The organism is Aquitalea sp. USM4, from assembly GCF_004328945.1.
In the GTDB taxonomy this organism is placed as follows: Bacteria; Pseudomonadota; Gammaproteobacteria; order Burkholderiales; family Chromobacteriaceae; genus Aquitalea; species Aquitalea pelogenes.
In genome coordinates this window covers 1,141,979-1,168,402 of record NZ_CP029539.1, presented here as the reverse complement: position 1 = coordinate 1,168,402, position 26,424 = coordinate 1,141,979, and the positions used below count along the sequence as shown (strand labels likewise).

General features: G+C 56.9%; 39 protein-coding genes. 30 read left to right on the top strand and 9 right to left on the bottom strand.

Features of this window, described 5'->3' with window-relative positions:
- The first annotated feature begins 11 nt into the window (after nucleotides 1-11).
- The 24 genes from rplB to rplQ all read left to right on the top strand — a co-directional run bounded on the left by rplB (nucleotide 12) and on the right by rplQ (nucleotide 11,880).
- Complete coding sequence (gene rplB / locus DKK66_RS05575) at nucleotides 12-845, top strand: 50S ribosomal protein L2 (protein WP_045846868.1); 834 nt, start codon at nucleotides 12-14, stop codon at nucleotides 843-845.
- A 6-nt stretch (nucleotides 846-851) separates the two neighbouring features.
- On the top strand, nucleotides 852-1,130 hold the full coding sequence (gene rpsS, locus DKK66_RS05570; RefSeq protein ID WP_024301222.1) for a 30S ribosomal protein S19: 279 nt from the start codon (nucleotides 852-854) through the stop codon (nucleotides 1,128-1,130).
- Between the two features lie 9 nt (nucleotides 1,131-1,139).
- Nucleotides 1,140-1,469, top strand: coding sequence for a 50S ribosomal protein L22 (rplV, locus tag DKK66_RS05565; protein ID WP_045846869.1), 330 nt, complete (start codon nucleotides 1,140-1,142; stop codon nucleotides 1,467-1,469).
- A 10-nt stretch (nucleotides 1,470-1,479) separates the two neighbouring features.
- Nucleotides 1,480-2,181, top strand: coding sequence for a 30S ribosomal protein S3 (rpsC, locus tag DKK66_RS05560; RefSeq protein ID WP_045846870.1), 702 nt, complete (start codon nucleotides 1,480-1,482; stop codon nucleotides 2,179-2,181).
- The gene (rplP, locus tag DKK66_RS05555) at nucleotides 2,165-2,581 is read left to right on the top strand and encodes a 50S ribosomal protein L16 (RefSeq protein ID WP_045846871.1); all 417 of its coding nucleotides are present in this window, start codon (nucleotides 2,165-2,167) and stop codon (nucleotides 2,579-2,581) included. Before rpsC ends, rplP begins: the two co-directional genes overlap by 17 nt.
- Nucleotides 2,581-2,769, top strand: coding sequence for a 50S ribosomal protein L29 (gene rpmC / locus DKK66_RS05550; protein WP_011137725.1), 189 nt, complete (start codon nucleotides 2,581-2,583; stop codon nucleotides 2,767-2,769). The genes rplP and rpmC overlap by 1 nt, the downstream gene beginning before the upstream one ends.
- 1 nt (nucleotide 2,770) lies before the next feature.
- Nucleotides 2,771-3,034, top strand: a complete 264-nt coding sequence (gene rpsQ / locus DKK66_RS05545; protein ID WP_045846872.1) for a 30S ribosomal protein S17 — start codon at nucleotides 2,771-2,773, stop codon at nucleotides 3,032-3,034.
- 205 nt (nucleotides 3,035-3,239) lie between these two features.
- Nucleotides 3,240-3,608, top strand: coding sequence for a 50S ribosomal protein L14 (rplN, locus tag DKK66_RS05540; RefSeq protein WP_043579386.1), 369 nt, complete (start codon nucleotides 3,240-3,242; stop codon nucleotides 3,606-3,608).
- 9 nt (nucleotides 3,609-3,617) lie between these two features.
- The gene (gene rplX / locus DKK66_RS05535; RefSeq protein ID WP_045846873.1) at nucleotides 3,618-3,932 is read left to right on the top strand and encodes a 50S ribosomal protein L24; all 315 of its coding nucleotides are present in this window, start codon (nucleotides 3,618-3,620) and stop codon (nucleotides 3,930-3,932) included.
- 12 nt (nucleotides 3,933-3,944) lie between these two features.
- The gene (gene rplE / locus DKK66_RS05530) at nucleotides 3,945-4,484 is read left to right on the top strand and encodes a 50S ribosomal protein L5 (RefSeq protein WP_045846874.1); all 540 of its coding nucleotides are present in this window, start codon (nucleotides 3,945-3,947) and stop codon (nucleotides 4,482-4,484) included.
- A 4-nt stretch (nucleotides 4,485-4,488) separates the two neighbouring features.
- Nucleotides 4,489-4,794, top strand: a complete 306-nt coding sequence (gene rpsN, locus DKK66_RS05525) for a 30S ribosomal protein S14 (protein WP_045846875.1) — start codon at nucleotides 4,489-4,491, stop codon at nucleotides 4,792-4,794.
- Between the two features lie 14 nt (nucleotides 4,795-4,808).
- Complete coding sequence (rpsH, locus tag DKK66_RS05520) at nucleotides 4,809-5,204, top strand: 30S ribosomal protein S8 (protein ID WP_045846876.1); 396 nt, start codon at nucleotides 4,809-4,811, stop codon at nucleotides 5,202-5,204.
- Nucleotides 5,205-5,213: 9 nt separating this feature from the next.
- The gene (gene rplF, locus DKK66_RS05515; RefSeq protein ID WP_045846877.1) at nucleotides 5,214-5,747 is read left to right on the top strand and encodes a 50S ribosomal protein L6; all 534 of its coding nucleotides are present in this window, start codon (nucleotides 5,214-5,216) and stop codon (nucleotides 5,745-5,747) included.
- Nucleotides 5,748-5,760: 13 nt separating this feature from the next.
- Nucleotides 5,761-6,114, top strand: a complete 354-nt coding sequence (rplR, locus tag DKK66_RS05510; RefSeq protein WP_045846878.1) for a 50S ribosomal protein L18 — start codon at nucleotides 5,761-5,763, stop codon at nucleotides 6,112-6,114.
- Between the two features lie 13 nt (nucleotides 6,115-6,127).
- Nucleotides 6,128-6,646, top strand: coding sequence for a 30S ribosomal protein S5 (rpsE, locus tag DKK66_RS05505; protein WP_045846879.1), 519 nt, complete (start codon nucleotides 6,128-6,130; stop codon nucleotides 6,644-6,646).
- Nucleotides 6,639-6,824 carry a 50S ribosomal protein L30 gene (rpmD, locus tag DKK66_RS05500; RefSeq protein WP_045846880.1) on the top strand — a complete coding sequence of 62 codons (186 nt, stop codon included), beginning with the start codon at nucleotides 6,639-6,641 and terminating at the stop codon, nucleotides 6,822-6,824. The genes rpsE and rpmD overlap by 8 nt, the downstream gene beginning before the upstream one ends.
- Before the next feature lie 3 nt (nucleotides 6,825-6,827).
- Complete coding sequence (gene rplO, locus DKK66_RS05495) at nucleotides 6,828-7,259, top strand: 50S ribosomal protein L15 (protein WP_045846881.1); 432 nt, start codon at nucleotides 6,828-6,830, stop codon at nucleotides 7,257-7,259.
- 11 nt (nucleotides 7,260-7,270) lie between these two features.
- Entirely contained in the window at nucleotides 7,271-8,590 is a 1,320-nt protein-coding gene (gene secY / locus DKK66_RS05490; protein WP_045846882.1) for a preprotein translocase subunit SecY, read from the top strand.
- Between the two features lie 265 nt (nucleotides 8,591-8,855).
- Nucleotides 8,856-8,969 (top strand): 50S ribosomal protein L36, encoded by a 114-nt coding sequence (gene rpmJ, locus DKK66_RS05485; protein WP_011137711.1) that lies wholly within the window; start codon nucleotides 8,856-8,858, stop codon nucleotides 8,967-8,969.
- A 70-nt stretch (nucleotides 8,970-9,039) separates the two neighbouring features.
- The gene (gene rpsM, locus DKK66_RS05480; protein WP_045846883.1) at nucleotides 9,040-9,402 is read left to right on the top strand and encodes a 30S ribosomal protein S13; all 363 of its coding nucleotides are present in this window, start codon (nucleotides 9,040-9,042) and stop codon (nucleotides 9,400-9,402) included.
- Between the two features lie 16 nt (nucleotides 9,403-9,418).
- Entirely contained in the window at nucleotides 9,419-9,814 is a 396-nt protein-coding gene (gene rpsK / locus DKK66_RS05475; protein WP_008955659.1) for a 30S ribosomal protein S11, read from the top strand.
- Nucleotides 9,815-9,832: 18 nt separating this feature from the next.
- The gene (gene rpsD, locus DKK66_RS05470) at nucleotides 9,833-10,453 is read left to right on the top strand and encodes a 30S ribosomal protein S4 (protein ID WP_045846884.1); all 621 of its coding nucleotides are present in this window, start codon (nucleotides 9,833-9,835) and stop codon (nucleotides 10,451-10,453) included.
- 23 nt (nucleotides 10,454-10,476) lie between these two features.
- Nucleotides 10,477-11,460, top strand: coding sequence for a DNA-directed RNA polymerase subunit alpha (rpoA, locus tag DKK66_RS05465; RefSeq protein ID WP_045846885.1), 984 nt, complete (start codon nucleotides 10,477-10,479; stop codon nucleotides 11,458-11,460).
- A gap of 24 nt (nucleotides 11,461-11,484) precedes the next feature.
- Entirely contained in the window at nucleotides 11,485-11,880 is a 396-nt protein-coding gene (rplQ, locus tag DKK66_RS05460) for a 50S ribosomal protein L17 (protein WP_045846886.1), read from the top strand.
- A gap of 86 nt (nucleotides 11,881-11,966) precedes the next feature.
- On the opposite strand, the gene DKK66_RS05455 is transcribed toward rplQ, so the two are convergent.
- Nucleotides 11,967-12,764 (bottom strand): MOSC domain-containing protein, encoded by a 798-nt coding sequence (locus tag DKK66_RS05455; RefSeq protein ID WP_131356152.1) that lies wholly within the window; start codon nucleotides 12,762-12,764, stop codon nucleotides 11,967-11,969.
- Between the two features lie 362 nt (nucleotides 12,765-13,126).
- Between DKK66_RS05455 and DKK66_RS05450 the strand changes: the two genes are divergently transcribed.
- Complete coding sequence (locus DKK66_RS05450; RefSeq protein ID WP_131356149.1) at nucleotides 13,127-14,767, top strand: methyl-accepting chemotaxis protein; 1,641 nt, start codon at nucleotides 13,127-13,129, stop codon at nucleotides 14,765-14,767.
- Nucleotides 14,768-14,871: 104 nt separating this feature from the next.
- On the opposite strand, the gene lnt is transcribed toward DKK66_RS05450, so the two are convergent.
- From lnt to DKK66_RS05410, 8 genes are read right to left on the bottom strand one after another with little or no spacing between them, the layout of a single operon-like run.
- The gene (gene lnt / locus DKK66_RS05445; protein WP_131356146.1) at nucleotides 14,872-16,401 is read right to left on the bottom strand and encodes an apolipoprotein N-acyltransferase; all 1,530 of its coding nucleotides are present in this window, start codon (nucleotides 16,399-16,401) and stop codon (nucleotides 14,872-14,874) included.
- A gap of 1 nt (nucleotide 16,402) precedes the next feature.
- Nucleotides 16,403-17,257, bottom strand: coding sequence for an HlyC/CorC family transporter (locus DKK66_RS05440; protein WP_131356143.1), 855 nt, complete (start codon nucleotides 17,255-17,257; stop codon nucleotides 16,403-16,405).
- Nucleotides 17,258-17,261: 4 nt separating this feature from the next.
- A complete protein-coding gene (gene ybeY, locus DKK66_RS05435) occupies nucleotides 17,262-17,768 on the bottom strand; it encodes an rRNA maturation RNase YbeY (RefSeq protein ID WP_131356140.1) in 507 nt (168 codons plus the stop codon).
- Complete coding sequence (locus DKK66_RS05430) at nucleotides 17,746-18,708, bottom strand: PhoH family protein (protein ID WP_131356138.1); 963 nt, start codon at nucleotides 18,706-18,708, stop codon at nucleotides 17,746-17,748. The genes ybeY and DKK66_RS05430 overlap by 23 nt, the downstream gene beginning before the upstream one ends.
- Nucleotides 18,709-18,724: 16 nt before the next feature.
- Nucleotides 18,725-19,066, bottom strand: coding sequence for a hypothetical protein (locus DKK66_RS05425; protein WP_131356135.1), 342 nt, complete (start codon nucleotides 19,064-19,066; stop codon nucleotides 18,725-18,727).
- Nucleotides 19,063-19,359, bottom strand: a complete 297-nt coding sequence (locus DKK66_RS05420) for a YciI family protein (protein WP_131356132.1) — start codon at nucleotides 19,357-19,359, stop codon at nucleotides 19,063-19,065. Before DKK66_RS05420 ends, DKK66_RS05425 begins: the two co-directional genes overlap by 4 nt.
- Before the next feature lie 24 nt (nucleotides 19,360-19,383).
- A complete protein-coding gene (miaB, locus tag DKK66_RS05415; RefSeq protein ID WP_131356129.1) occupies nucleotides 19,384-20,718 on the bottom strand; it encodes a tRNA (N6-isopentenyl adenosine(37)-C2)-methylthiotransferase MiaB in 1,335 nt (444 codons plus the stop codon).
- A 40-nt stretch (nucleotides 20,719-20,758) separates the two neighbouring features.
- Complete coding sequence (locus DKK66_RS05410) at nucleotides 20,759-21,130, bottom strand: hypothetical protein (RefSeq protein ID WP_045846896.1); 372 nt, start codon at nucleotides 21,128-21,130, stop codon at nucleotides 20,759-20,761.
- 437 nt (nucleotides 21,131-21,567) lie between these two features.
- On the opposite strand from DKK66_RS05410, the gene rbsK reads away from it, so the two are divergent.
- The 5 genes from rbsK to rbsB all read left to right on the top strand — a co-directional run bounded on the left by rbsK (nucleotide 21,568) and on the right by rbsB (nucleotide 26,328).
- Nucleotides 21,568-22,455 (top strand): ribokinase, encoded by an 888-nt coding sequence (gene rbsK, locus DKK66_RS05405; RefSeq protein ID WP_131356126.1) that lies wholly within the window; start codon nucleotides 21,568-21,570, stop codon nucleotides 22,453-22,455.
- Nucleotides 22,452-22,850: a D-ribose pyranase gene (gene rbsD / locus DKK66_RS05400; RefSeq protein WP_045846899.1), complete on the top strand. Its 399-nt coding sequence runs from the start codon at nucleotides 22,452-22,454 to the stop codon at nucleotides 22,848-22,850. The genes rbsK and rbsD overlap by 4 nt, the downstream gene beginning before the upstream one ends.
- Before the next feature lie 10 nt (nucleotides 22,851-22,860).
- The gene (locus tag DKK66_RS05395; protein ID WP_131360858.1) at nucleotides 22,861-24,351 is read left to right on the top strand and encodes a sugar ABC transporter ATP-binding protein; all 1,491 of its coding nucleotides are present in this window, start codon (nucleotides 22,861-22,863) and stop codon (nucleotides 24,349-24,351) included.
- Between the two features lie 21 nt (nucleotides 24,352-24,372).
- Complete coding sequence (locus DKK66_RS05390) at nucleotides 24,373-25,311, top strand: ABC transporter permease (protein WP_045846901.1); 939 nt, start codon at nucleotides 24,373-24,375, stop codon at nucleotides 25,309-25,311.
- Between the two features lie 75 nt (nucleotides 25,312-25,386).
- Nucleotides 25,387-26,328, top strand: coding sequence for a ribose ABC transporter substrate-binding protein RbsB (gene rbsB, locus DKK66_RS05385; protein ID WP_045846902.1), 942 nt, complete (start codon nucleotides 25,387-25,389; stop codon nucleotides 26,326-26,328).
- Nucleotides 26,329-26,424: the final 96 nt, after the last annotated feature.

Here is a 26,424-nt window from a genome sequence, read left to right as displayed (position 1 = left end):
GGAGATAGAGCATGCCTATCGTTAAAGTAAAACCGACTTCCGCGGGTCGTCGTGCTGTTGTCAAGGTGGTTCACCCTGATCTGCACAAAGGCGCTCCGCACGCCGCTCTGGTAGAGAAAAAGTCTGCCACTGCCGGTCGTAACAACAATGGCCACATTACTACCCGTCATATGGGTGGTGGTCACAAGAAGCACTACCGTCTGATCGACTTCCGTCGCAACAAGGATGGCATCCCGGCAAAAGTGGAACGTATCGAATACGATCCGAACCGCACTGCCCACATCGCCCTGTTGTGCTACGCCGATGGCGAACGCCGCTACATCATCGCTCCGCGCGGTGTTAAGGCTGGTGCAGTTCTGCTGTCCGGTGCCGAAGCTCCGATCAAGGCTGGTAACGCTTTGCCGATCCGCAACATCCCGGTGGGTACTACCATCCACTGCGTAGAGCTGCAACCTGGCAAGGGTGCCCAAATGGTCCGTTCGGCTGGCGGTTCCGCCATGCTGCTGGCCCGTGAAGGTGTCTACGCTCAGCTGCGTCTGCGTTCCGGCGAAATTCGTCTGGTGCATGTTGACTGCCGCGCTACTGTTGGCGAAGTAAGCAACGAAGAGCATTCCCTGCGCAAGCTGGGTAAGGCTGGTGCTAGCCGCTGGCGTGGTATTCGTCCGACCGTTCGCGGTACTGCGATGAACCCGATTGATCACCCGCATGGTGGTGGTGAAGGCCGTACTGGTGAAGGCCGTGTGCCGGTTAGCCCATGGGGCACTCCGACTAAGGGCTTCCGTACCCGTCGCAACAAGCGTACCGACAACATGATCGTACGCCGCCGCTATTCTACTAAAGGGTAATTGACAATGGCACGTTCGCAGAAAAAAGGCCCGTTCGTTGATCTGCACCTTCTGAAGAAGGTCGACGCGGCGCGTGCAACCAATGACAAGCGTCCGATCAAGACCTGGTCGCGTCGTTCGACCGTCCTGCCGGACTTCATTGGTTTGACCATCGCGGTACACAACGGTCGCACCCATGTGCCTGTTTATGTTTCCGAAAACATGGTCGGTCATAAACTGGGCGAATTCTCGCTGACTCGTACCTTCAAAGGCCACGCGGCCGATAAGAAGGCGAAGAAGAGATAAGGTGAAGCGATGAGAGTATCTGCAAATCTGAAAAGCGTCCGCCTGTCGGCACAAAAGTGCCGCCTGGTGGCCGATCTGATCCGCGGTCAATCCGTTGGTCAGGCTCTGAATATCCTGGCCTTCTCCCCGAAGAAGGGCGCGGTTATTGTGAAGAAAGTGCTGGAATCTGCCATCGCTAACGCCGAGCACAACGAAGGCGCTGACATCGACACCCTGCGTGTCACCAGCATCTTTGTTGACAAAGGCGCTAGTCTGAAGCGTTTCACTGCCCGTGCTAAGGGTCGTGGCAATCGCATCGAAAAGCAGACCTGCCACATCTCGTTGACCGTTGGCAATTAAGGGGTAAGAAATGGGTCAGAAGATTCATCCGACGGGATTCCGTCTTGCCGTTAACAAAAACTGGTCTTCCAAGTGGTTCGCCAACTCGAAGAATTTCCCGGAAATGCTGATGCAAGACCTGGAAGTTCGCGAATACCTGAAGAAGCGCCTGGGTCATGCGGCTGTTGGTCGTGTCACCATCGAGCGTCCGGCCAAGTCCGCACGCATTACCATTCACAGTGCCCGTCCGGGTGTTGTGATCGGTAAAAAGGGTGAGGACATCGAAGTTCTGAAGCGCGAACTGCAAGCTCGTCTGGGCGTGCCGGTTCACGTGAATATCGAAGAAGTTCGCAAGCCGGAACTGGACGCGCAAATCATTGCTGATGGCATCGCCTCCCAGCTGGAAAAGCGTGTAATGTTCCGCCGTGCCATGAAGCGTTCCATGCAGAACGCCATGCGCATGGGCGCCCAGGGCATCAAGATCATGTCCTCCGGTCGTCTGAACGGCATCGATATCGCTCGTAGCGAATGGTATCGCGAAGGCCGTGTGCCGCTGCATACCCTGCGTGCCGATGTTGACTACGCTACCTCTGAAGCCAAGACCACCTACGGTATCATCGGCATCAAGGTATGGGTTTACAAAGGTGAGCTGAAGCCGGGTCAAGTAGCACCGGCTCCAGTTGCGACCGAGAAGAAAACGAGAAAGGGCCCGCGCAATGCTGCAGCCAACTAGACTCAAGTACCGTAAACAGCATAAAGGCCGCAACACTGGTATCGCTACCCGTGGCAACAAAGTGAGCTTTGGTGATTTCGGTTTGAAGGCTGTTGGTCGTGGTCGTCTGACCGCGCGTCAGATCGAAGCGGCCCGTCGTGCCATGACCCGTCACATCAAGCGTGGCGGTCGTATCTGGATCCGTATTTTCCCGGACAAGCCGATCACTTCCAAGCCTGCTGAAGTGCGTATGGGTGGGGGTAAGGGTTCTCCGGAATACTACGTGGCCGAAATCCAGCCTGGCAAGATGCTGTACGAAATGGACGGTGTTAACGAGGAACTCGCTCGTGAAGCTTTCCGTCTGGCCGCAGCCAAGTTGCCGATCGCCACTGTGTTTGTAACTAGACAGGTAGGTCAGTAATGAAAGCGTCCGAACTGAAAGCCAAAACTGTTGACGAGCTGAAAGCGGAACTGCTGAGCCTCCTGAAGGCCCAGTTTGCCCTGCGTATGCAGCACGCTACTCAGCAACTCGCCAAGACCTCTGAACTGAAGAAAGTGCGTCGCGACATCGCTCGTGTTCGCACCGTTCTGAAAGAAAAGGCAGTTTAAGATGAGCGAAACCAAAGTGGTACGTACGCTGACCGGTACCGTTGTCAGCGACAAGATGGATAAGACTGTAACCGTTCTGGTCGAGCGCAAGGTTAAGCACCCGATCTACGGCAAGATTATCCGTCGTTCTAAGAAGTTCCACGCACACGACGAGAACAACGAGTTCAAGGCCGGCGACATCGTAGTAATCAGCGAGTCCCGTCCTCTCTCGAAGACCAAATCGTGGGTGGTGACTGCCCTGGTCGAGAAATCTCGCCAGGTATAAGACTTGCAAGGGACGAAAGTCCCTTGTATAATGGCCATCTTCTTATCCGTGTCGGATAGGAATTCCGCCCTTACGGGGTCCAAAACTGGCCGTTTGATACGCCACAGCTTGATCTGTGGCGTTTCGTCTGTTTGGTCTTGCTCTTATGCGAGAAACCGGCAGGTGAAAGTGACGGATAAAGTTGGATTAGAAAGGTAATCATCAAATGATCCAAATGCAGACCATGCTTGAGGTCGCTGACAATACTGGTGCGCGTCACGTTATGTGCATCAAGGTATTGGGCGGTTCCAAGCGTCGCTATGCAAGCGTTGGCGACATCATCAAGGTGAGCATCAAGGATGCTGCTCCGCGCGGTCGCGTCAAAAAAGGCGACGTGTACAACGCAGTAGTAGTACGCACCGCCAAAGGCGTGCGTCGTCCGGACGGCTCGTTGATCAAGTTTGATAGCAATGCTGCCGTTCTGCTCAACAACAAGCTTGAGCCGATTGGCACTCGTATCTTCGGACCCGTGACGCGTGAACTGCGTACCGAGCGTTTCATGAAGATCGTGTCGCTTGCTCCTGAAGTGCTGTAAGGAGGTCGCATGCGCAAAATTCGTAAAGGTGATGAAGTCGTAGTAATCACCGGTAAAGACAAGGGTAAACGCGGCACCGTTCTGCGCGTCCTGGATGAAAAACTGGTTGTTGAAGGCGTGAATGTTGCCAAGAAACACCAGAAGCCGAATCCGGTGCGTGGCGTTGCTGGTGGTATCGTTGAAAAGGTTATGCCTGTTGACGCTTCCAACGTTGCTATTTTCAACCCGGCTAGCCAGAAGGCTGACCGCGTAGGCTTCAAGACTCTTGAAGACGGCCGCAAGGTACGCGTGTTCAAGTCCAGTGGCGAAGTTATCGGCGCGTAAGGAAAAGCAAACATGGCACGTTTCTACGATTTCTACAAAGACAGCGTAGTGCCGGAACTGATGAAACAGTTCGGCTACAAGTCGATCATGGAAGTTCCGCGCATCGAGAAGATCACCGTCAACATGGGTGTTGGTGAAGCTGTTGCCGATAAAAAGGTAATGGAATTCGCCGTGGGCGACATGGAAAAGATTGCTGGCCAGAAGCCGGTAGTTACCACCGCTCGCAAATCCATCGCCGGCTTCAAGATTCGTGATGACTATCCGGTTGGTTGCAAGGTTACCCTGCGCCGTGAACGCATGTACGAATTCCTGGACCGTCTGGTAACCATCGCGTTGCCGCGTGTTCGTGACTTCCGTGGTGTTTCCGCCAAGTCTTTTGACGGCCGCGGCAACTACAACATGGGTGTCAAGGAACAGATCATCTTCCCGGAAATCGAGTACGACAAGATCGATGCTCTGCGTGGTATGAACATTACTGTTACCACTACGGCGAAGACTGACGAAGAGGCCCGCGCTCTGCTGGCTGCGTTCAAGTTCCCGTTCAAGGGTTAAGCACATGGCAAAACTTGCACTGATCAAGCGTGAAGAGAAGCGCGTTAAGGTGGCTGAAAAATTTGCCGCTAAGCGCGAAGCCCTCATCGCTACCATCAACAATCAAAGCCTCTCGGAAGAAGAACGCTTCGCCGCTCGCCTGCAACTGCAGCAGCTGCCGCGCAATGCTTCCCCGGTACGCCAGCGTCGTCGCTGCGCCATTACCGGTCGTCCGCGTGGCGTGTTCCGTAAATTCGGTCTGGGTCGTAACAAACTCCGTGAAATCGCCATGAAGGGCGAGATTCCGGGTGTTGTTAAGGCCAGCTGGTAATAGGAGAACCATAAATGAGCATGCACGATCCTATTTCCGATATGTTGACCCGCATCCGTAACGGCCAAATGGCTTCCAAGGTGGCTGTTGCTATGCCGTCTTCGAAGCTGAAAGTTGCGCTGGCACAGGTGCTGAAAGAAGAAGGCTACATCGAAGACTTCGCCGTTGCCGGCGAAGCCAAAAAGCCTGTTCTTGATATCCAGCTCAAGTACTACGCTGGCCGTCCGGTGATCGAGCGCATTGACCGCGTTTCCCGTCCTGGCCTGCGCGTGTACAAGGGCTCCACCGAAATCCCGAAGGTAATGAATGGTCTGGGCGTAGCTATCCTGTCTACTTCCAAGGGCATCATGACCGATCGCAAAGCACGCGCTGCCGGTATCGGCGGTGAGCTGCTGTGCGTAGTGGCATAAGGGGGTCAAATGTCTCGCGTAGCTAAGAATCCCGTAGCCATTCCGGCTGGCGTCGAAGTTAAATTCGGTGCTGCAGAAGTGACCGTAAAGGGTGCCCTGGGCTCCCTGAGCGCCGCTCTGTGCAATGACGTTGAAATCAAGTTCGACAACAACGAACTGACTTTCGCGGCTAAAAACGACAGCAAGTTCGCACGTGCCATGTCCGGTACCCTGCGCGCCCTGCTGAACAATATGGTGATTGGTGTATCCAAGGGCTTCGAGAAGAAGCTGCAGCTGGTTGGCGTGGGTTACCGTGCCCAGGCTCAAGGCGACACCCTGAACCTGTCTCTGGGTTTCTCCCATCCGGTAGCTCACCAGATGCCTGCTGGCATCAAGGCTGAGACTCCGACTCAGACCGAGATCCTGATCAAGGGTGCTGACAAGCAACTCGTTGGCCAGATCGCTGCCGAAATCCGCGCTTATCGTTCCCCGGAACCCTACAAGGGCAAGGGCGTTCGTTACGCTGATGAGGTTGTGGTTCTGAAAGAAACCAAGAAGAAGTAACTGAGGCACTGACATGGACAAGAAACAAGCTCGACTCCGCCGTGCACGTAAAACCCGTGCTCGGATTGCGGAGCTCAAGATGGTGCGTCTCACTGTTTACCGCACCAACAGCCACATTTATGCCCAGATCATTGATGAAACTGGCAGCAAGGTACTGGCAAGCGCTTCCACTCTGGAAGCCGAAGTACGCGCTGACGTTTCCAATGGTGGCAATGTGGCCGCTGCAGCCGTAGTCGGTAAGCGCATCGCTGAAAAAGCCAAGGCAGCCGGTATTTCGACCGTGGCATTTGACCGTTCCGGTTTCAAATACCATGGCCGTATGAAGGCTGTGGCAGACGCAGCCCGTGAACACGGTCTCGTATTCTAATTCGGAGTGAAGAATGGCTAAGCACGAAATGGAAGATCGTGGCGACGGTCTGGTCGAGAAGATGATCAGCGTCAACCGCGTCACCAAAGTGGTTAAGGGCGGCCGTATCATGGCTTTCTCCGCCTTGACCGTCGTTGGTGATGGCGATGGCGGCATCGGTATGGGCAAGGGTCGTTCCAAGGAAGTTCCTGTTGCCGTACAGAAGGCAATGGAACAAGCCCGCCGCAATCTGGTAAAGATCCCGCTGCGTAATGGTACGCTGCATCACACCGTAACCGGCAAGCATGGTGCTACCACCGTGTTCATCCAGCCGGCCAAGGAAGGTACTGGCGTTAAGGCCGGTGGCCCGATGCGCGCAATCTTCGACGCAATGGGTGTTCACAATGTTTCGGCCAAGATTCATGGTTCCACCAACCCGTACAACGTGGTTCGTGCAACTCTGGACGGCCTGAACAAGATTAACACCGCTTCTCAGGTTGCCGCCAAGCGTGGTCTGACCGTAGAAGAGATCCTGGGGGTTGATCATGAGTAACACCAACACTGTTAAGGTAACTCTGGTAAAGAGCCTGATCGGTCGTCTGGAATCCCACAAGGCTTGCGCCCGTGGCCTGGGTCTGAAAAAGATCCGCCAGACTGTGGAAGTGCTCGATACCCCTGAAAACCGTGGCATGATCAACAAGATCAGCTACCTGTTGAAATTCGAGGGCTAAGAGATGCTGCTGAACACCATTCAACCCGGTGCCGGCGCCAAGCATGCCAAGCGTCGTGTAGGTCGCGGCATTGGTAGCGGCCTGGGCAAGACTTCCGGTCGTGGCCACAAGGGTCAAAAGAGCCGTGCAGGTGGTTTCCACAAGGTCGGTTTTGAAGGCGGTCAAATGCCGCTGCAACGTCGCTTGCCGAAACGTGGCTTCAAGTCGCTGACTGCTCGCTTCAATGCAGAAGTACGCCTGTCCGAACTGAACCTGCTGCCGGTTGACGAAATCGATCTGTTGGCACTGAAGCAAGCTGGTCTGGTTGACGCTCAGGCTCTGGTAGCCAAGGTTGTCCTGTCCGGCAAGATCGAACGTGCCGTTAAGCTGCGTGGCATTGCTGCGACTGCTGGCGCTCGCGCTGCTATCGAAGCTGCCGGCGGCAGTATTGAATAAGGCGCACTTACGTGTCGAATACTTCTCTAGTTGGAAATGCCAATAAATTTGGTGATTTGAAGCGCCGTATCATGTTCTTGATCGGAGCTTTGATTGTTTACCGTATTGGTGCGCATATTCCGGTGCCTGGTATCAATCCTGCCGAACTAGCGAAGTTGTTCCACACGTCGCAGACGGGCCTGCTCGACATGTTCAACATGTTCTCGGGCGGCGCCCTCTCGAGGTTTACGGTATTTGCCCTGGGCATCATGCCGTACATCTCTGCTTCCATCATTCTTCAGCTTGCCTCTGAGGTTCTTCCGAGCCTGAAGCAGCTGAAGAAGGAAGGCGACGCGGGACGTCGTAAGGTAACTCAGTACACACGTTATGCAACCGTTTTGCTGGCCTCTTTCCAGAGTTTCAGTATTGCGGTGATGCTGTTTAAGCAGCCTAACCTGGTGGTGACTGCCCAGTGGGAGTTCTACCTGACAACCGTGGTATCTCTGGTAACCGGCACCATGTTCCTCATGTGGCTGGGTGAACAGATTACCGAGCGTGGTATCGGCAACGGTATCTCGCTGATCATCTGTGCAGGTATTGCATCAGGTGTTCCGGCTGCCATTGGCAAGACGCTCACGCTGACCAGTCAAGGCTCGCTGCCCATCCTGTTTACCATCGTGCTGTTTGTTGGTGTTGCACTGATGACCTACGTAGTCGTGTTCGCAGAACGCGGCCAGCGCAAGGTTCTGGTCAACTACGCCAAACGTCAGGTTGGTAATCGTGTCATGCAGGGCCAGAGCACGCACATGCCGCTCAAGCTCAACATGGCAGGGGTGATCCCGCCGATTTTTGCATCCAGCATCATTCTGTTCCCTGCCACCATTCTTGGCTGGCTTGGTAACAATGAAAGCCTGGGTTGGCTCAAGGGCGTGGCTGACAAGCTGCATCCCGGTCAGCCGATCTATGTGCTGCTGTATGCAACGGCCATCATTTTCTTCTGTTACTTCTACACCGCGCTCGTTTTCAATCCAAAAGAGACGGCAGATAACCTGAAGAAAAGTGGTGCTTTCATCCCAGGTATCCGTCCAGGTGAGCAGACTTCGCGTTATATCGAGAAGATCATTCTGCGGCTGACATTGATCGGTGCAATCTACATTACGCTGGTTTGTCTGTTGCCGGAATTCCTCATCCTGAAGTGGAATGTACCGTTCTACTTCGGTGGCACATCACTGCTGATCATTGTAGTGGTCACCATGGATTTCATGGCTCAGGTACAGTCCTACGTTCTGTCGCATCAGTACGAAAGCTTGCTCAAGAAGGCTAACTTCAAAGGCAATGCGCTCGGCCGGTGACATACGTGTTCTCGCTGGGTTATATGGCTAGGTAAGAAACCATCCAGATGCAGGGTGAGATTTGGCAGTAGAGCAGCTGCCCTACTGCTGGATCAAACTTGAGAATGGACACGTCGTACTTGGGCATGATCAGCAAGCTTGTTTCAAAGCACGCTTATTGATTACAAGGTCAGGGTGGCCAAAACCGCCTGGACAGACCGCTGCCCGTATCGTGTTCCGTGCGAAATTACGCACTCGCTCTTTTAGAGTAACGAAAGGAACTGACATGCGAGTACAGCCTTCGGTAAAGAAGATTTGCCGTAACTGCAAAATTATCCGTCGCAATCGCGTTGTACGCGTGATCTGCACGGACCCGCGTCACAAGCAAAAACAAGGCTAACATTTGTTAGACCTGACTTTGCGTGTTACAATCGCAAACTTTTCAAGGTCTTAAGGCTTAAGGAAAGAGTATGGCCCGTATTGCAGGGGTAAACATCCCCAATCATGCGCATGCCGTTATTGGCCTGCAGGCAATTTTCGGCATCGGTCAAACTCGCGCCCAGCAGATTTGTGCTGCTGCTAGCGTGAACCCCTCCACCAAGGTGAAGGATCTGACTGACGCTGAGATGGAAACTCTGCGTGAAGAAGTAGCGAAGTTCACTGTTGAAGGTGACCTGCGCCGCGAAATCACGATGAGCATCAAACGTCTGATGGACATGGGCTGCTATCGCGGCATGCGCCATCGTCGTGGCCTGCCGTGCCGCGGTCAGCGCACTCGCACTAACGCGCGTACCCGTAAGGGACCGCGTAAGGCGATCGCCGGCAAGAAGTAACTAAAGGAACACAGAAATGGCTAAAGCAAACACAGCTGTCCGTGTACGCAAAAAAGTGCGCAAGTCTGTTAGCGAAGGTATCGTGCATGTTCACGCTTCGTTCAACAACACCATCATCACTATCACCGACCGTCAAGGCAATGCACTGTCTTGGGCTACCTCTGGCGGCGCTGGTTTTAAGGGCTCGCGCAAAAGTACACCCTTTGCTGCTCAGGTAGCAGCAGAGCATGCTGGTAAAGTTGCCCAAGAATACGGTGTGAAGAACCTCGAAGTTCGTATCAAGGGCCCGGGTCCGGGCCGTGAATCCGCTGTTCGCGCACTCAACGCGCTGGGTTTCAAGATCACCAGCATCTCCGACGTGACGCCGGTACCGCACAACGGTTGCCGTCCGCCCAAAAAACGTCGTATCTAATTCGGAGAGTGTGAGAACATGGCACGTTATATCGGCCCAAAATGTAAGCTCGCTCGTCGTGAAGGCACCGACCTTTTCCTGAAGAGCGCGCGTCGTGCACTGGATTCCAAGTGCAAACTGGATACCCCGCCTGGTCAACACGGCGCCCGTAAGGGTCGTCTGTCCGACTACGGTGTCCAACTGCGTGAAAAGCAGAAAATCCGCCGTATCTATGGCGTACTCGAGCGTCAGTTCCGCAATTACTTTGCGGAAGCTGTACGTCGTAAAGGCTCCACTGGTGAAAACCTGCTGAAGCTGCTCGAAGCACGTCTGGACAACGTTGTATATCGCATGGGCTTTGGCTCCACTCGTGCAGAAGCACGTCAGCTGGTAAGCCACAAGGCTATCGTTGTGAACGGCCAGGTAGTTAACATTCCGTCTTTCCAGGTTAAAGCTGGTGACGTAGTGTCTGTCCGCGAAAAAGCCAAGAAGCAAGCCCGTATCGTAGAGGGTCTGGCTCTGGCTGAGCAAGGTGGTTTCCCTTCCTGGGTGTCTGTTGACTCCAAGAAGATGGAAGGCGTCTTCAAATCTGCTCCGGAACGTTCCGAACTGTCTAGCGATATCAACGAACAGCTCGTTGTGGAATTCTACTCCAAGTAATCGCTAGCTCTTAGGGAATGACTATGCAAAACAGCGCTTCGGAATTTTTGAAACCTCGTCTGATTGACGTGCAGCCGGTATCTGCTACCCATGCACGCGTTTCGATGGAGCCGTTCGAGCGTGGCTATGCTCACACTCTTGGCAACTCGCTGCGCCGTATCCTGCTGTCGTCGATGCCGGGCTTTGCTCCTACCGAAGTGACTATCGCTGGCGTTTTGCATGAGTATTCCGCACTTGATGGCGTGCGCGAGGATGTCGTAGACATCCTCCTCAACCTCAAGGGCGTAGTGCTTAAGCTGCATGGTCGTGACAGTGTCGTGCTGACCTTGAAAAAGGAAGGTGAAGGTGCTGTCTTGGCTGGCGATATCGAGTTGCCGCATGATGTTGAAGTGATCAATCCGGAACACGTGATTGCCCACCTCTCTGTTGGCGGCAAAATCGACATGGAGATCAAGGTCGAAAAAGGCCGTGGCTATCAGCCTGTGTCTGCTCGTTCCATTCATGAAGAAAACCGTTCCATCGGTACCATTCAACTGGATGCTTCCTTCTCGCCGGTTCGCCGTGTGAGCTTTGCTGTGGAAAGCGCCCGTGTTGAACAACGTACCGACCTCGACCGCCTGGTTCTCGATATCGAAACCAATGGCGTGATCGAACCGGAACAGGCCGTGCGCAATGCTGCACGTATTCTGATGGATCAGCTGTCGATCTTTGCTGACCTCCAAGGCACAGCGGTTGAAGAAGTCGTTGAAAAGGCGCCGCCGATCGATCCGATCCTGCTGCGTCCGGTAGACGATCTTGAACTGACGGTTCGTTCGGCCAACTGCCTGAAGGCTGAGAACATTTATTACATCGGCGATCTGATTCAGCGTACTGAAACCGAGCTTCTGAAGACTCCGAACCTCGGTCGCAAATCGCTGAACGAGATCAAAGAAGTTCTCGCTTCCAAGGGTCTGACTCTCGGCATGAAGCTTGAGAATTGGCCTCCGGCTGGTCTGGAAAAGCCGTAAGTTTGAGACTAAAGGACATTAACAATGCGTCATCGTTACAGTAATCGTAAACTGAACCGCACGACCAGCCATCGTCTGGCGATGCTGCGCAACATGGCGAATTCGCTGCTGAAGCACGAAGTTATCGTGACCACGCTGCCGAAAGCCAAGGAACTGCGTCGTGTGGCCGAGCCGCTGATTACGCTCGGCAAAAAGCCGTCTCTCGCCAACCGTCGTCTGGCGTTTGACCGCACTCGTGACCGCGATATCGTGGTTAAACTCTTCGACGTTCTCGGCCCGCGCTTCTCCGCCCGCAATGGTGGTTATGTGCGTATCCTGAAGTACGGTTTCCGTAAGGGCGACAATGCCCCGCTGGCTCTGGTTGAGCTGGTTGACCGTGCTGAAGATGCCGTTGCCGTTGTAGATGACTCCGCTGAATAATATTCGGTGAAGTTATGAAAGAAGCCAGCGAAAGCTGGCTTTTTTCATTTCTGCATCAAGCTGTTGTTCCAGCCCTTAGGTGGTGATCAGAATTCATACCTGGATTCAAGCACCTGCATGGGCGCACCAAGCTCCAGCATTCCTTCGTTCCGTGCCACCAGATTCACGCCAAAGCAAATTCCCTCCGCCAGTTGCCTGGTTTTGCTGAGTGTCCGCATCGGTTCATTGTCTGCATCAACTTCTGCACTGATCGGGTCGGTGGTAATCATCTGGCAGCGGGTGCAAGGCTTGGCTACATCAAATACGATGTCCCCGATCTGAATCACCTTCCAGTCATCCTCCTCATATGGCAGTGCGCCACTGACCAGCAGATTGGGCCTGAAATGTTGCACCGTCACCGGTTTGCGCAATTCCTGATTCAGTGCGTCCAGCGAGGCCTGATTCACCAGCAGATAGGGATAGCCATCCGCAAATGACATGGGGGTCTGTGCTCCATCCAACACGCGTGTGGACTGCATGCCCAGCCATAGCAAACGGCAGTCCCTACCCATGTAATCAGACAGCCAGGCATCCACGTGTTCGTCCCCATGCCAGGCGGTGAAGTTGGCACGCCATACGGTTGCTGCCACCTTTTGCTTGTAGACCTGGGTCATGGCAAGGATCGGTGAGCGTCCCGGAGCACTCAGCAACAAACCACCAGGTATCAGGGCTGTTGTAATTTGCAACATCTGTGGATATTGCCGTGCGGTCAGGAACTGACCATCCGCTGTGCTGAGCAACCACTCCCTGTCATGCAGCAAGCCTTGTGCACTGGCAAAAGCCCTGTCATAGGCAATCCCTCGTGCAGATTTCATTGGGTGCACAAACATCTGTGTCAGTTTCATGGGTGCTCTTTCTGGCAATGTCCGAGCCATGATCCTAGCATTGTTGTACTAGCTGCGGTGTCCGCCTTGTCGCAGAAAGGTGGTATTGGCATGCGGCCTGCATATCTAATATGACAATATCTTTAATGCAGTTGTATCAGATCAGTATTTTCGGCATGCATTCTTGCTACGATGGCAAGCTTGCTTGCAGCTGATCGCCCATTGCAGATTTGCAGCTGGCATCTGCTGAATGTACTGGCTACTTTTAAATGGCGCATGGGTAAACCCGGCTATATCTTTGTCTATAAAGATGTAGAATGACAAAAACTGACAAATAGAGCAGTTGCTTGCTAGAGACTGACAACGGGAACAGAGAGAAAAAAATGAACACAACTGCCGGAATGTCATTACGCAGCCGCCTTATCGCCTGGCTGTTGCTGGTGGCCTTGCTGATTTGCTGTCTGAGTGGGCTGGCTCTGTATAACCAGCGTAATAGCTTGTTACAGGACCGAGAGGATAAAACACGAAATCTGGTTGAATCTGCCATGGGCATCATCAGCAGCTATGAAGCCCTGGAGGCGAGTGGCAAGCTGAGTGAACCCCAAGCCAAACAAATGGCTGCCGCCGCCCTGATGGCCAGCCATTATGACGGCAAGGAGTACTTCTTCGGTTACGACCAGAACTGGAACTATGTCATTCACGGTGCCAAGGCAGCCATGCTGGGCAAGAATCTCCAGGGCTTGAAGACCCCGACCGGTGTGGATCTGGGGCAGTTGTTCATGGATACGGTCACCAAGGGCAATGGACAAGGTTTTGCCGCCTATGTGTGGGACAAGCCCGGCTTCGACCAGCCGCAACCCAAGATTTCCTACCTGATGACCAGCCAGCGCTGGCACTGGATTATCGGTACCGGCATTTATCTGGACGATGTCCAGGCCGCGTTCATGAAACAACTATGGCTGACCCTGGCCGAAGTGGCCGCCATCCTTGTGTTGTTGCTGATTGCCGGGCTGTTCCTGATGCGCAGCGTCTTGGGACAACTGGGGGCGGATCCTGGCGAAACCATGCAGGTGGTCCGTCGCATTGCGGATGGTCATCTGGATACCCAGGTGAACGTGGCGTCAGGTGACACAAGCAGCGTGATGGCAGCGGTTCAGCAAATGCAGCAGCATCTGAAGTCGCTGGTGCGGGAAATTGCCGATGAAGCGGCGCGCTTGTCCGGCATGAGTTCTGATGTGGCCCGCCGCTCAGATGCGGTAGTGCGTGGTTCTGATCAGCAAAGTGAGGCAGCCGCAGCCATGGCAGCTTCCATCGAGCAACTGACGGTCAGTATCAATCATATTTCCAGCCATGCACATGATGCGCGCAATCTGTCTCAAGAGTCCGGCCGCCTGTCGCGTGAAGGTGGCGAGGTGATCTCCAGCGCAGTCAACGAAATGCACCGTATCAACGAGTCGGTTGATCAGGCGGCAGCAACCATTGCTGATCTGGCCAGCAAGACCCAGACCATTTCCAGCATCATGCAGGTGATCAAGGATATTGCCGACCAGACCAACTTGCTGGCGCTTAATGCCGCTATTGAGGCTGCGCGTGCGGGTGAGATGGGGCGTGGTTTTGCCGTGGTAGCAGATGAAGTGCGCAAACTGTCGGAGCGCACCGGCCAGGCTACGCAGGAAATCGCCGGCATGATCCAGGAAATCCAGAGCAGCTCCGATCAGTCACGTGCCTGTATGGAAGAAGCGGTTGGCCGTGTGAAGAATGGTTTGCAACTGGCGGTTCAGGGTGGGGAAGCGATATCCCACATCCGTGATAGCGCCACCAGTGTGGTGGATGTGGTGAACGAGATATCACATGCGCTGAAAGAACAGGGCAGTGCCAGCACCGAAATTGCACAGCAGGTGGAATTGATCGCCCGCAGCGCCAGTGGTAATGCAGAGGAGGCGGCAGGTACCTCGAAGGAAGTGCAGGCCATGCATGCATTGGCAGACGATTTGCGTCAGCTGGTATCCAAGTTCCACGTGTAAGAACCCCGCCATGCCAAGCAAAAGCCCTCCATCAGGAGGGCTTTTTTATTCAGTTACCGCAGCGCTGACTGCTGTGGATTAGTTCAGCTGCTCGTCGTTTTTGGTCAGGACCCGTTGTTTTCAGCGGCTGGCTGTTGTTTGGGCTTTTCCCGGTAACGCTGGTATGCACCGAGTGCCATGGCCAGTAACAGCAAGCTGACACAAGCGATGATCACCGGTTGATTGCCCAGCTGCATATAAGGCGTCAGGCCCTGGTAGTCCTGCACCATGCCTTCCAGCACTTGCTGGGAGAACGGTGCTGCCACGCTGGAAATTTCACCATTGGGACGCACAATCGCCGTCATGCCGTTATTGGTGGCGCGCAGCATGAAGCGGCCGGTTTCCAGTGCGCGCGCCTGGGAGAGCTGCAAATGCTGACTCATGGCAACGCTTTTTCCAAACCAGGCCAGATTGCTGACATTGGCAAGAATGCCTGCGTGGGCAGCGGGGCCGATCAACTCTTCGCCAAAGCTGTCCTCATAACAGATATTGAAAGCAATGTGGTGGCCTGCCAGCAACAGCGGAGCCTGATTGGCACCACCGCGACTAAAGCCCGACAGTGGCATGTTCATGTACTGGTAAATCCAGCCAATCAGGCCGGGTAGCGGGATGAACTCACCAAATGGCACCAGATGATCTTTGGCGTAAGAGGGTAGCGCCGGATCGGTCAGCACCACCACAGCATTCAGATAACCACGGCCATCCGGGGTGCGGCGTGGAATGCCGGTAGCCAGGGCCATGTTCTTGCGCCGGGCATCGCCTGCCACCATGGTCAGGTAGCCGGAAGGCAGGTCATCCAGAAACACCGGCAGGGCAGTTTCGGGCAGGATCATCACGTCAGCCTGGGTGCTGGCAACCTGCTGGTAGTAAGTTTTGAGGGTCTGTTCAAAAGCGGCCGGATCCCACTTCAGCACTTGCGCAATATCCCCTTGGGCGAGAGCAACCCGATAGGGCTTGCCTACCGGTTCCGTCCAGTTGACCGATTGCAGCCAGAAGCCGGCACTCCATATTGCCAGCAGGAATGTCGCAGCCAGTGCGCGTTGCAGGCGCTGGCCATTGGCCAGCAGCAGCAAGGCGCCGGCGCTGAATGCCACCAGATAGCTGACCAGATGGATACCGCCCAGCGGGATAAAGCCTGACAAGGGGCTTTCTGTTACCTGTGAATAGCCGACGGCTCCCCAGGGGAAGCCGGTCATCACCCAGCTGCGCAGCCATTCGCCCAGCTCCCACAGGGCCGGAAACGCCAGCAGCCAGCGCACCCATGTTCGCTGGTCGATACGGATGACCAGCCAGCAGGCAAGGCCGGGCCAGATGGCAAGATAGGCCGGTAGCAACAGCACCAGCGGCGCGGCCAGCAGCGCCGGCAGGCCGGCAATGTCATGCAGGCTGTTGTATATCCAGTTGAAGTTGCTGGTATAGGCTGCAACACCCCAGACATAGCCAGTACGGAAGGCAAGGGTGGGATTGCGTTGTACCAATTGCGCCAGTGCCAGCAGCGACAAGGGCAGCAAGCCGTACAGCCGGTAAGGCGCAAAGCCGTAGAGGGTAAACGCCCCGGCAAGCGCGGCGGCAATCAGTACAAGCAGGGTACGCATGTCAGTCCTGTGTGCTGTCGGCGGTATTGCTGTGCAGCCGTTCCACCAGCAGGGTCTGCAGGCGACGGCTGTCGGCGCGCAGCACGGTAAAGCGTAGCGAACCGGACTCGACCGTCTCCCCGCGTTTGGGCAGGTGGCCAAACAGTGAAATTACCAGGCCGCCTACGGTATCGACATCGTCGTCGTCGTAGCTGGTGGCAAAGTACTCGTTGAAGTCCGCCACTTCGGTGAGGGCGTTCACGCGGTAGCGCTGGTCGCGAACCGGCACGATATTGTTGTCGTCCTCTTCGAAGTCGTATTCGTCTTCGATGTCGCCGACGATCTGTTCGATCACATCCTCGATGGTGACGAGGCCGGACACGCCGCCATACTCATCCACCACGATGGCCATGTGGTTACGGTTGGAGCGGAATTCGCGCAGCAGGACATCAAGAGGTTTGGATTCCGGCACAAACACGCTGGCGCGCAGGGTGGCCCGCAGGTCGAAGCGGGCAGGGGCATGGAAGTAATGCAACAGGTCCTTGGCCAGCAGGATGCCCAGCACGTCGTCCTTGTTGTCGCCGATCACCGGAAAACGCGAGTGCCCGGTGCGCAGTACATCCGGCAGCAGGCGTTCGATGGGGTCGTCAATGCGGATGACGTCCATCTGGCTGCGGGGCACCATGACATCGCGGGCGGTCAGGTCGCTGACTTCCAGTACGCCTTCAATCATGGCCAGCGCTTCGGCGTCCAGCAGATTGCGTTCAAAGGCGGAGTGCAGCAGGGTGATCAACTCCTCGCGGTCTTCCGGTTCGCGCAGGAGCATGGCGGACAAGCGTTCCAACAGGCTGGGCTTGTGTTTACTGGGGTCTTCCATGGGGTTAGCGTTTTTCCTCTAGATAGGGATCGGGATATCCTAACTTCGCGAGAATGACAGTTTCAAGCGTTTCCATGATTTGGGCTTCTTCGTCATCCTCGTGGTCAAAGCCTTGCAAGTGCAGCATGCCGTGTACCAGCAGGTGGGCATAGTGGGCCATCAGCTCAATGCCTTGCTCGGCAGCTTCTCTTTCCACCACCTCGGTGCACAGCACCAGATCGCCAAACAAGGGCAGATCGGCAATGTTTTCGCCTTCGTTCAGTGCGAAAGACAGCACATTGGTGGCGTAGTCCTTGCCGCGGTAGGTGTTGTTGAGGCTGCGGCCTTCTTCGCTGCCTACCAGCAGGATGCTGACCTGGGCCTGCTTCACATCGGCCTGCAAGGCAGCCTGGCAGCAACGGCGGATCAGTCTGGCTTCAGGCAGCTGTTGTGCCTGGCTGCGGTCTTCCAGCGTCAGTTGCAGACGGGCGGCAAGGCGCGGCAGCGGGTTATTTCGCTTGGCTTGTTTCATCGTGTTTCAGTTGATAGTTGTCGTAGGCATCGACGATTTTCTGCACCAGCGGGTGGCGCACCACGTCTTCGCTCTGGAAATGGTGAAAGTGGATGCCGCGCACGTGGCCCAGAATCTTCTCCACTTCCACCAGTCCGCTTTTCTGATGGCGTTGCAGGTCGATCTGCGTCACGTCACCGGTAATCACCGCGCGTGAGCCAAAGCCGATGCGGGTGAGGAACATCTTCATCTGTTCCGGCGTGGTGTTTTGCGCCTCATCCAGAATGATGAAGGCATTGTTCAGCGTGCGGCCACGCATATAAGCCAGCGGTGCAATTTCAATCAGGTTTTTTTCGAACAGGCGGGTGACACGGTCAAAGCCCATCAGGTCGTACAGGGCGTCATACAGCGGGCGCAGGTAGGGGTCGACCTTTTGTGCCAGATCGCCGGGCAGAAAGCCCAGCTTTTCACCGGCTTCCACCGCCGGGCGCACCAGCACGATGCGTTTGATGGCATCGCGCTCCATGGCATCCACCGCGCAGGCCACGGCGAGGTAGGTTTTGCCGGTACCGGCCGGGCCGATGCCGAAGGTGATGTCGTGCTGGCTGATGGCCTTGATGTAACCGCTCTGGCGCGGAGTACGGCCACGCAGGTCGCCACGACGGGTCAGCAGCACGGGGGCGTCGGCATCGGCTTCATGATTGTGCTGGCGGGCTTCCACCAGCTCCAGCTGTACATCGTCAATCGAGATGTCCTGCTTTTCCGCCAGCAGGTAGAGGCGGGTCAGGCTGTAAACCGCCAGATCGGCCTGCTCGCCACTGCATTTGAAGTGTTCGCCACGGCGCTGGATCAGCACATCCAGACCGGTTTCGATCTGCTTGAGGTTTTCATCCAGCGGGCCGCACAAGCGGGCCAGCCGTTCGTTATCGACCGGATTGAAACTGAGAGGAGTGGTATTCATGAGTCAGGGTCAGGTGTCAGTGGCTGAACAGCAGCGCCAGCCAGAAGCTGGCTTCCAGTACAAGCAAAACGCAGACCAGCAAGGTCAGCAACATGAACAGGCCGTTACGCAGCCCGGCCGAAGCCAGTTTGTCCAGCACGCACAGCAGGGCAGCATACAGCAAGGCGGTGGGAAGCAGCGCGGCCGGGCCGGTCAGCAGCAAGAGCGAACGGCTACCCCAGTTGCCATTGTTGCCGGGCTGGCCCACCAGCAGGCTGAGCACCAGCAGGATGGGCAGGGCAATAAGGCTGTAGCGCACCACCCTGGCTGCATGGCGGCGCAGTGGTGGCGGCTGGTGGGCGCTGATGGTATTGCTCATGCGCTTGGCCGGTCTTGCAGGATTTCCAGCCCGGCAACCGTCATGCTGGGGTGAAACTCGGTGATGTCGTAGCGTGCCAGTCCGGCCAGGGCGAAGGGGTCCTGCGCCAGCCGCTGTTGCAGCACATGGCGATCACCGCGCGCCAGAATGATGCCACCGGTGCGTGGTTCCTTGCGGCCGGAGGCCAGGAACAGACCGTCGGCATAGCATTGCTTCAACCACAGCACATGCTGTTCCAGCTGGGCGTCGATTTCCTCCAGCGGGGCGATATAACTGAGTGAAACGATGAACATGACGGGTCTGTGCCTTTATGTAGTTCAGCGGTCTTCCTGCAGCAGGATTTCCCCTGCCAGCGAATGCGGACGCGCTTCAGTAATGACGACATCCACCATTTGCTTGAGCAGACGCGGGTGACCGACAAAGTTGACGACCCGGTTGTTGGCGGTACGGGCTGCCAGCATGTTCGGGTCCTTCTTGGAGATGTTTTCCACCAGCACGCGCTGCACGCTGCCCACCATGCTCTGGTTGATGGCAAAACCACGCGCTTCGATCACATCGTTCAGCGCTTCCAGCCGGCGTACCTTTTCGGTATGCGGGGTGTCGTCGGTGAGGTTGGCCGCCGGGGTGCCAGGGCGGGCGCTGTAGATGAACACATAGCTGAAGTCGAATTCCAGGTCCTTGACCAGCTTCAGTGTCTGGGCGAAATCAGCTTCGGTTTCGCCGGGGAAGCCGACGATGAAGTCCGATGACAGGCACAGGTCCGGACGCAGTGCACGCAGCTTGCGGATGATGGACTTGTATTCCAGTGCGGTATAGCCACGCTTCATGGCGGTAAGGATGCGGTCGGAACCGCTTTGCACCGGCAGATGCAGGTGCGATACCAGCTTGGGCAGCTTGCCGTAGCAGTCGATGATGCGCTGGGTGAATTCACGCGGATGGCTGGTGGTAAAACGCAGGCGTTCCACGCCCGGAATTTCGTGCACGTATTCCAGCAGCAGGGCGAAGTCGGCGATTTCACCATCGGCCATCACACCACGGTAGGCATTGACGTTTTGCCCCAGCAGGGTGATTTCCTTTACCCCTTGCTGGGTGAGGCCGGCAATTTCGGTCAGCACGTCTTCAAACGGGCGGGAGACTTCCTCGCCACGGGTATAGGGCACCACGCAGAAGGAGCAGTACTTGGAGCAGCCTTCCATGATGGAGACGAAAGCCGCGGCTCCATCCACCTTGGCTGGCGGAATGTGGTCGAATTTTTCGATTTCCGGGAAGGAGATATCCACCTGCGCCGCACCGCTGTGCTGGCGGGCGCGAATCATGTCCGGCAGGCGATGCAAGGTTTGCGGGCCGAATACCACATCCACATAAGGCGCACGCTTGACGATGGTGTCGCCTTCCTGGCTGGCCACGCAGCCGCCAACGCCAATGATCAGGTCGGGCCGGGCTTCTTTCAGCGGGCGGATGCGGCCCAGATCGGAGAATACTTTTTCCTGTGCCTTTTCCCGCACGCTACAGGTGTTGAACAGGATGACGTCGGCTTCTTCCGGATTGTCTGTCTTGATCATGCCTTCGGCATCGCCCAGAACGTCGACCATTTTGTCCGAGTCGTATTCGTTCATCTGGCAACCGAAGGTCTTGATGTATACCTTCTTCATTGCTTACAGGAATTCCAGCTGGTTCATGGGGAAGGGCGCCTTACTGCTGGCGCTGTTGCAATTGGGCGATTTCTTCATCGCTCAATACCCAGATGCGATTGATGTTGCCTTGCAAGTCCAGTGTGATGCCTACCGTTTTACCCACCAGCGTGGGCAATTGTCCGGACAGCACGAACAGGTTGTTGGCATCGTAGATGCGCAGCCCGGGCGCAGTGGTATAGCTCTGTCCGCTGGGAATCACCATGGCAACCAGCGTGTTCAGCAGCGAACTTTCGCTTTTGGCGAAGGTGACGACATTGTTGTCCACACTGGAGAGCGTGCCGGCCACGATATTGGCGGGCAGCAGTCTGTTCACGGCCATGGCTGGCAGTGAGAACAGACAGAGCAAGAGGGCGGTGATGAGTGTTTTCATAATCAAATGAATGTGTTGCCGGGAGTTTAGCACAGCCGCAGCGCCGGCGCAGGGGACTTGTGCGGGTGGGTAATGCCGGCTGAGTCGGTATTGCAGTGCGGCATGAAAATGCGCAAAGCCTCATGGAATTTGGGCTTGATGAATTGTGCGCCGCAACTACAGCCGCGCGGCAAATGGCACTGTGACGGTGCAAATCCAGGCGCTGGCAAGGCCTTGCCGGCCCTGGCATGCACCACGGTGTGGTTTTTTTCTGTCGCCATGTAGTTGAAAACTTACATTTTTTGCGTTTTGCGCTTCCACCGACATGCGGGCTCTGCTATAAGTTCACCGCATTGCTGAGTACGTTTTAGCGTTTGATCAACAGCAGACCGTGCTTGCCGTTCTGCCCGGCCCGGGCAGCGGGCATAGCACATGGTTTGCCGCAAGAAAGACAAAACATGAGCCGCGTTTTGCTGATCGGTAGCATCAACATGGACCTGGTGGTGGAAGCAGACAGCTTTCCGCGTCAGGGTGAAACCCTGTTTGGTCGCCGCTTTGCCACCTATCCCGGTGGCAAGGGGGCCAATCAGGCCGTGGCGGCTGCCCGTCTGGGTGCCAATGTCAGCCTGATTGCCTGTGTCGGGCAGGATGCCTTTGGTGCGCAATTGCTCAGTGGCTTGCAGGCCGAAGGCGTGGACACCCGCTGGGTAGCGCAGGTCAGTGAAGCCACCGGCATGGCCAGCATCACCCTGGCTGGTGGTGACAATGCCATCATGGTGGTGCCCGGTGCCAACAATGCCGTGTCCCCCGCCCAGCTGGATGCCGCCGAAGCCGCCTTTGCCGAGGCCGATGTGGTGCTGGCCCAACTGGAAGTGCCGCTGGCTACCGTCGAGCATGCTGCCATGCTGGCGGCGCGCCACGGCAAGCCCTTCATCCTGAACCCCGCGCCGGCCCAGCCGCTGCCTGCCACCTTGCTGCAACAGGTTTCCCTGTTGACGCCCAATGAATACGAGCTGGCGGTGGCAATGGGCAGCCAGCAGCCCTGGCAGCAACTGCTGGCCAGTCGTCCGGCGGGCATCGTGATGACACAGGGCAGCCTGGGTGCCAGCTATGCTGATGCCGATGGTGTACTCCGGCAGGTGAATGGTTTTCCGGTATTCGCCGTCGACAGCACCGGTGCCGGCGATACCTTCAATGGTGCGCTGGCGGCATTCTGGGCGCTGGGCCTGAGCGAGGCTGTCCGCCGTGCCAATGCCGCCGCCGCACTGTCGGTGACCAAGCAGGGCGCGCAAAGCGGCATGCCCACCCTGGCCGAGCTGCAACATTTTCTGGAACAACAAGCATGAAAAAGCTGGGACATCTGAATCGCGACATCGCGCGCGTGCTGGCTGGCATGGGCCATACCGACAGTCTGGTGATTGCCGACTGCGGCCTGCCGATTCCGGCTGGTGTGGAATGCATCGACCTCGCGCTGGCGCTGGGCGAGCCGGGCTTTGCCCGCGTGCTGGACACCGTGCTGGCGGATTTCCAGTGCGAACGTGCCGTCTTTGCCGACGAATGCCGCAGCCGCAACCCGGCTGTTGTCGAGCAGGCGGCCGCACTGGCCGCGCAGGGCGTGGCACTGGAGTTTGTCAGCCATGAACAATTCAAACAGCGCTGCCAGGAAGCCAAGGTGATCATCCGTACCGGTGAATGTACGCCGTACGCCAATGTGATCCTGCACTCCGGCGTGATTTTCTGAGGGCCTGGTGATGAATGTTGTCATGCAGGGCATCAGCAAGGCATTCGGCCCGGTGCGGGTGCTGGAACAAGTGGACTTTGCCATTGCCGGCGGGGAAATCCACGCCTTGATGGGCGAGAACGGTGCCGGCAAATCCACGCTGATGAAAATACTCAGCGGGGTGTACCGTAGCGATGCCGGCAGCATCGTGATTGACGGCAAGGCGGTGGACATCCGCTCCACCCGTCAGGCCGAAGCCTGCGGCATTGCCATCATCCATCAGGAGCTGAACCTGATTCCGCAACTGTCGGTGATGGAAAACCTGTTCCTTGGTCGTGAACCATCGCGCTTTGGCGTAATCGACAGCGCCCGCATGCGGCGCGAGGCACAGGCACAGCTGGCGTCGCTTGGGGCTGGCAATATCGACCCGGAAGCCGAAGCCGGCAGCCTGTCCATCGGTCAGCAGCAGATGGTGGAAATTGCCAAGGCACTGGCCATGGATGCACGTTTGCTGATCATGGACGAGCCTACCGCCGCGCTGACCGAACGTGAGATCGACACCCTGTTCGGCCTGATGCAGTCGCTCAAGGCACGTGGCGTCGCCATTGTGTATGTGTCACACCGCATGGAAGAAATCTTCCGTATCTGCGACAAGATCAGCGTGCTGCGCGATGGCCGCTTTGTTGGCGAGCGGGTGATTGCCCACACCGATTTTGATGAAGTGGTGCACATGATGGTGGGCCGCGAAATCGGTGACCGCTTTCCGCGCCGTACCGTACAGCCCGGTGCCGTGCGCCTGCAGGTGGATGGGCTGGCTGACGAACATCATGTGCGCGACATCAGCTTTGCCGTACGGGCTGGTGAAGTGCTGGGCGTGGCCGGGCTGATGGGCGCGGGGCGCAGTGAAATCCTCAAGACCCTGTTTGGCCTGAACCGCCGCACGGCGGGCACGGTGTTGCTGGATGGCGAGGCGGTCAGCCTGCACAGTCCGGGCGCGGCCATTGCCGCTGGCCTCGCCTTTGTAACGGAAGACCGCAAGAGCCAGGGCCTGGTACTGGGCATGTCGCTGCGCGAAAACGCCACCCTGGTGCATCTGCCGCAGTACGCCCGGCTGGGTGTGGTGTCGGATGCGGCCGAGCAGCAGGCGGTGGCCGGCTTGATCGAGCAATTGCGTATCCGCACCCGCGACGCCGAACTGGAAGTGAAATCGCTGTCCGGTGGCAATCAGCAAAAAGTGGTGTTTGCCAAATGGCTGGCCCAGCCGCCCAAGGTGTTGCTGCTGGACGAACCCACCCGTGGGGTGGACGTGGGTGGCAAGGCCGAGATTTATCACATCATCAACCAACTGGCCGCAGCGGGTGTGGCCATCGTGATGGTGTCGTCGGAATTGCCGGAAGTCATGGCCATGAGCAACCGCATCCTGGTGATACACGAAGGCCGCCAGACCGGCCTGTTCGAGGCCGCCGAGGCCACCCAGGAAGGCATCATGGCTGCGGCCACCGGTACGGCGCACGCCGCCTGAACAAGAGCAAGGGAACAAATAATGACTCCAAAACAAAAAGCCACCCTGCAGAAGCTGGGGCCCTTCATCGCCCTGGTGCTGGTGTCGGTGGGGCTGGCCGTACTCAGCCCGGACTTCCTGACCGTGGCCAACCTGCTGAACGTGATGCGCCAGGTGTCCATCAATGCGCTGATTGCCTTCGGCATGACGCTGGTGATCCTGCTGGGCGGCATCGACTTGTCGGTGGGTTCCATCCTGGCGCTGTCCTCGGTGGGCATTGCCACGCTGATCCAGTCCGGCGTCAACCCGATGCTGGCTACCCTGCTGGGGGTGATCGGCGGTGGTGTGATGGGCCTGCTCAACGGCCTGGTGGTGAGCAAGGGCAAGGTGGCGCCGTTCATTGCCACCCTGGCTTCCATGACCATCCTGCGCGGTCTCGCGCTGGTGGTGTCCGGCGGCAGCCCGATCACCGGCTTCAACAGCGATCTGTTCTCCATGCTGGGCGGCGGCTATGTGGCCGGGCTGGTGCCGATTCCGGTGGTGTGGATGCTGATCATGTTCGGCCTGTTTGCCTTCCTGCTGAAGAAAACCGTGTTCGGCCGCCATGTGTATGCCACCGGTGGCAATGAGGAAGCCGCTCGGCTGTCCGGCGTGAAGGTGGATCAGATCAAGCTGTGGGTCTATACCGTTTCCGGTGCCATGTCAGCCATGGCCGGGGTGGTGCTGACCTCGCGCCTGAATTCCGCCCAGCCCACCGCCGGTAGCGGCTACGAGCTGGATGCCATCGCCGCCGTGGTGCTGGGCGGTACCAGCCTGACCGGCGGCCGCGGCTGGATTTTCGGCACGCTGATGGGCGCGCTGCTGATTGGCGTGCTGAACAATGGCCTTAACCTGCTGGGCGTATCGTCCTTCTACCAGCAGGTGATCAAGGGTGTGGTCATCTTGCTGGCGGTGCTGATCGACCGCAGCGGCAAAAAGTAAACGCAGGGTTTGAATCAACAAAAGTCCTGTCCAGGGCTGTTTAACGCAACGTAGTCAATATCAGGGAGACTCACCATGAATCGCATTCTTCATCCGCTGCTGGCCAGCATGCTGGTGTTCGGCATTGCCGCCTGCTCCAAGCAAGGTCCGGACAGCGCTGCGCCGGCTGCCGCCAGTGCACCTGCCGCTGCCGCCGATGGCAAGCTGACCGTCGGCCTGGCCGTATCCACCTTGAACAACCCCTTCTTCGTGTCGCTGCGCAAGGGCGCTGAAGACGAAGCCAAGAAAGACGGTGTCAACCTGATTACCGTGGATGCCCAGGACGACCCGGCCAAGCAGCAGGCCAGCGTGGAAGACCTGATCCAGAAAAAGGTGAACGTCATCCTGATCAACCCGACTGACTCCTCTGCCGTGGCCAATGTGGTGAAGGAAGCGACCGGCAAGGGCATCAAGGTGGTGTCGCTGGACCGCAGCGTGAACGGTGCCGAAGTCAGCGCCCACATTGCCTCGGATAACGTGGCAGGCGGCAAGATGGCCGGTGAGTACCTGCTGGAAAAACTGGGTGGCAAGGGCCGTATCGTCGAACTGGAAGGTATTGCCGGCTCCTCCGCAGCACGTGAGCGCGGCGAAGGCTTCCACAAGGTGGTGGATGGCAAGGCTGATGTGAAACTGCTGGCCAAGCAACCGGCAGATTTCGACCGCGCCAAGGGCCTGTCGGTGATGGAAAACATCATCCAGGGCAACAAGGACATCCAGGGTGTGTTTGCGCATAACGACGAAATGGCGCTGGGCGCGCTCAAGGCCATTCAGGCTGCCGGTCTGAAAAACGTGGTGGTGGTGGGCTTTGATGCCACCGCTGACGCCGTTGCCGCAGTGAAAGCCGGTACCCTGGCCGCCACCGTGCAGCAACAGCCTGAGCTGATCGGCCAGTATGGCATCCAGACTGCCAAGAAACTGGCAGCCGGCCAGAGCGTGGACAAGTTCATTCCGGTACCGCTGAACCTGATCAAGCAGTAAGCGGGAAGCCATGCCAGGTACAGGGTTTTCCTGTGCCCGCCCGCTTGTAATACAATCGCTACAAGCCAGCCAACCCCCGCTGCTGACAAGGCTGCG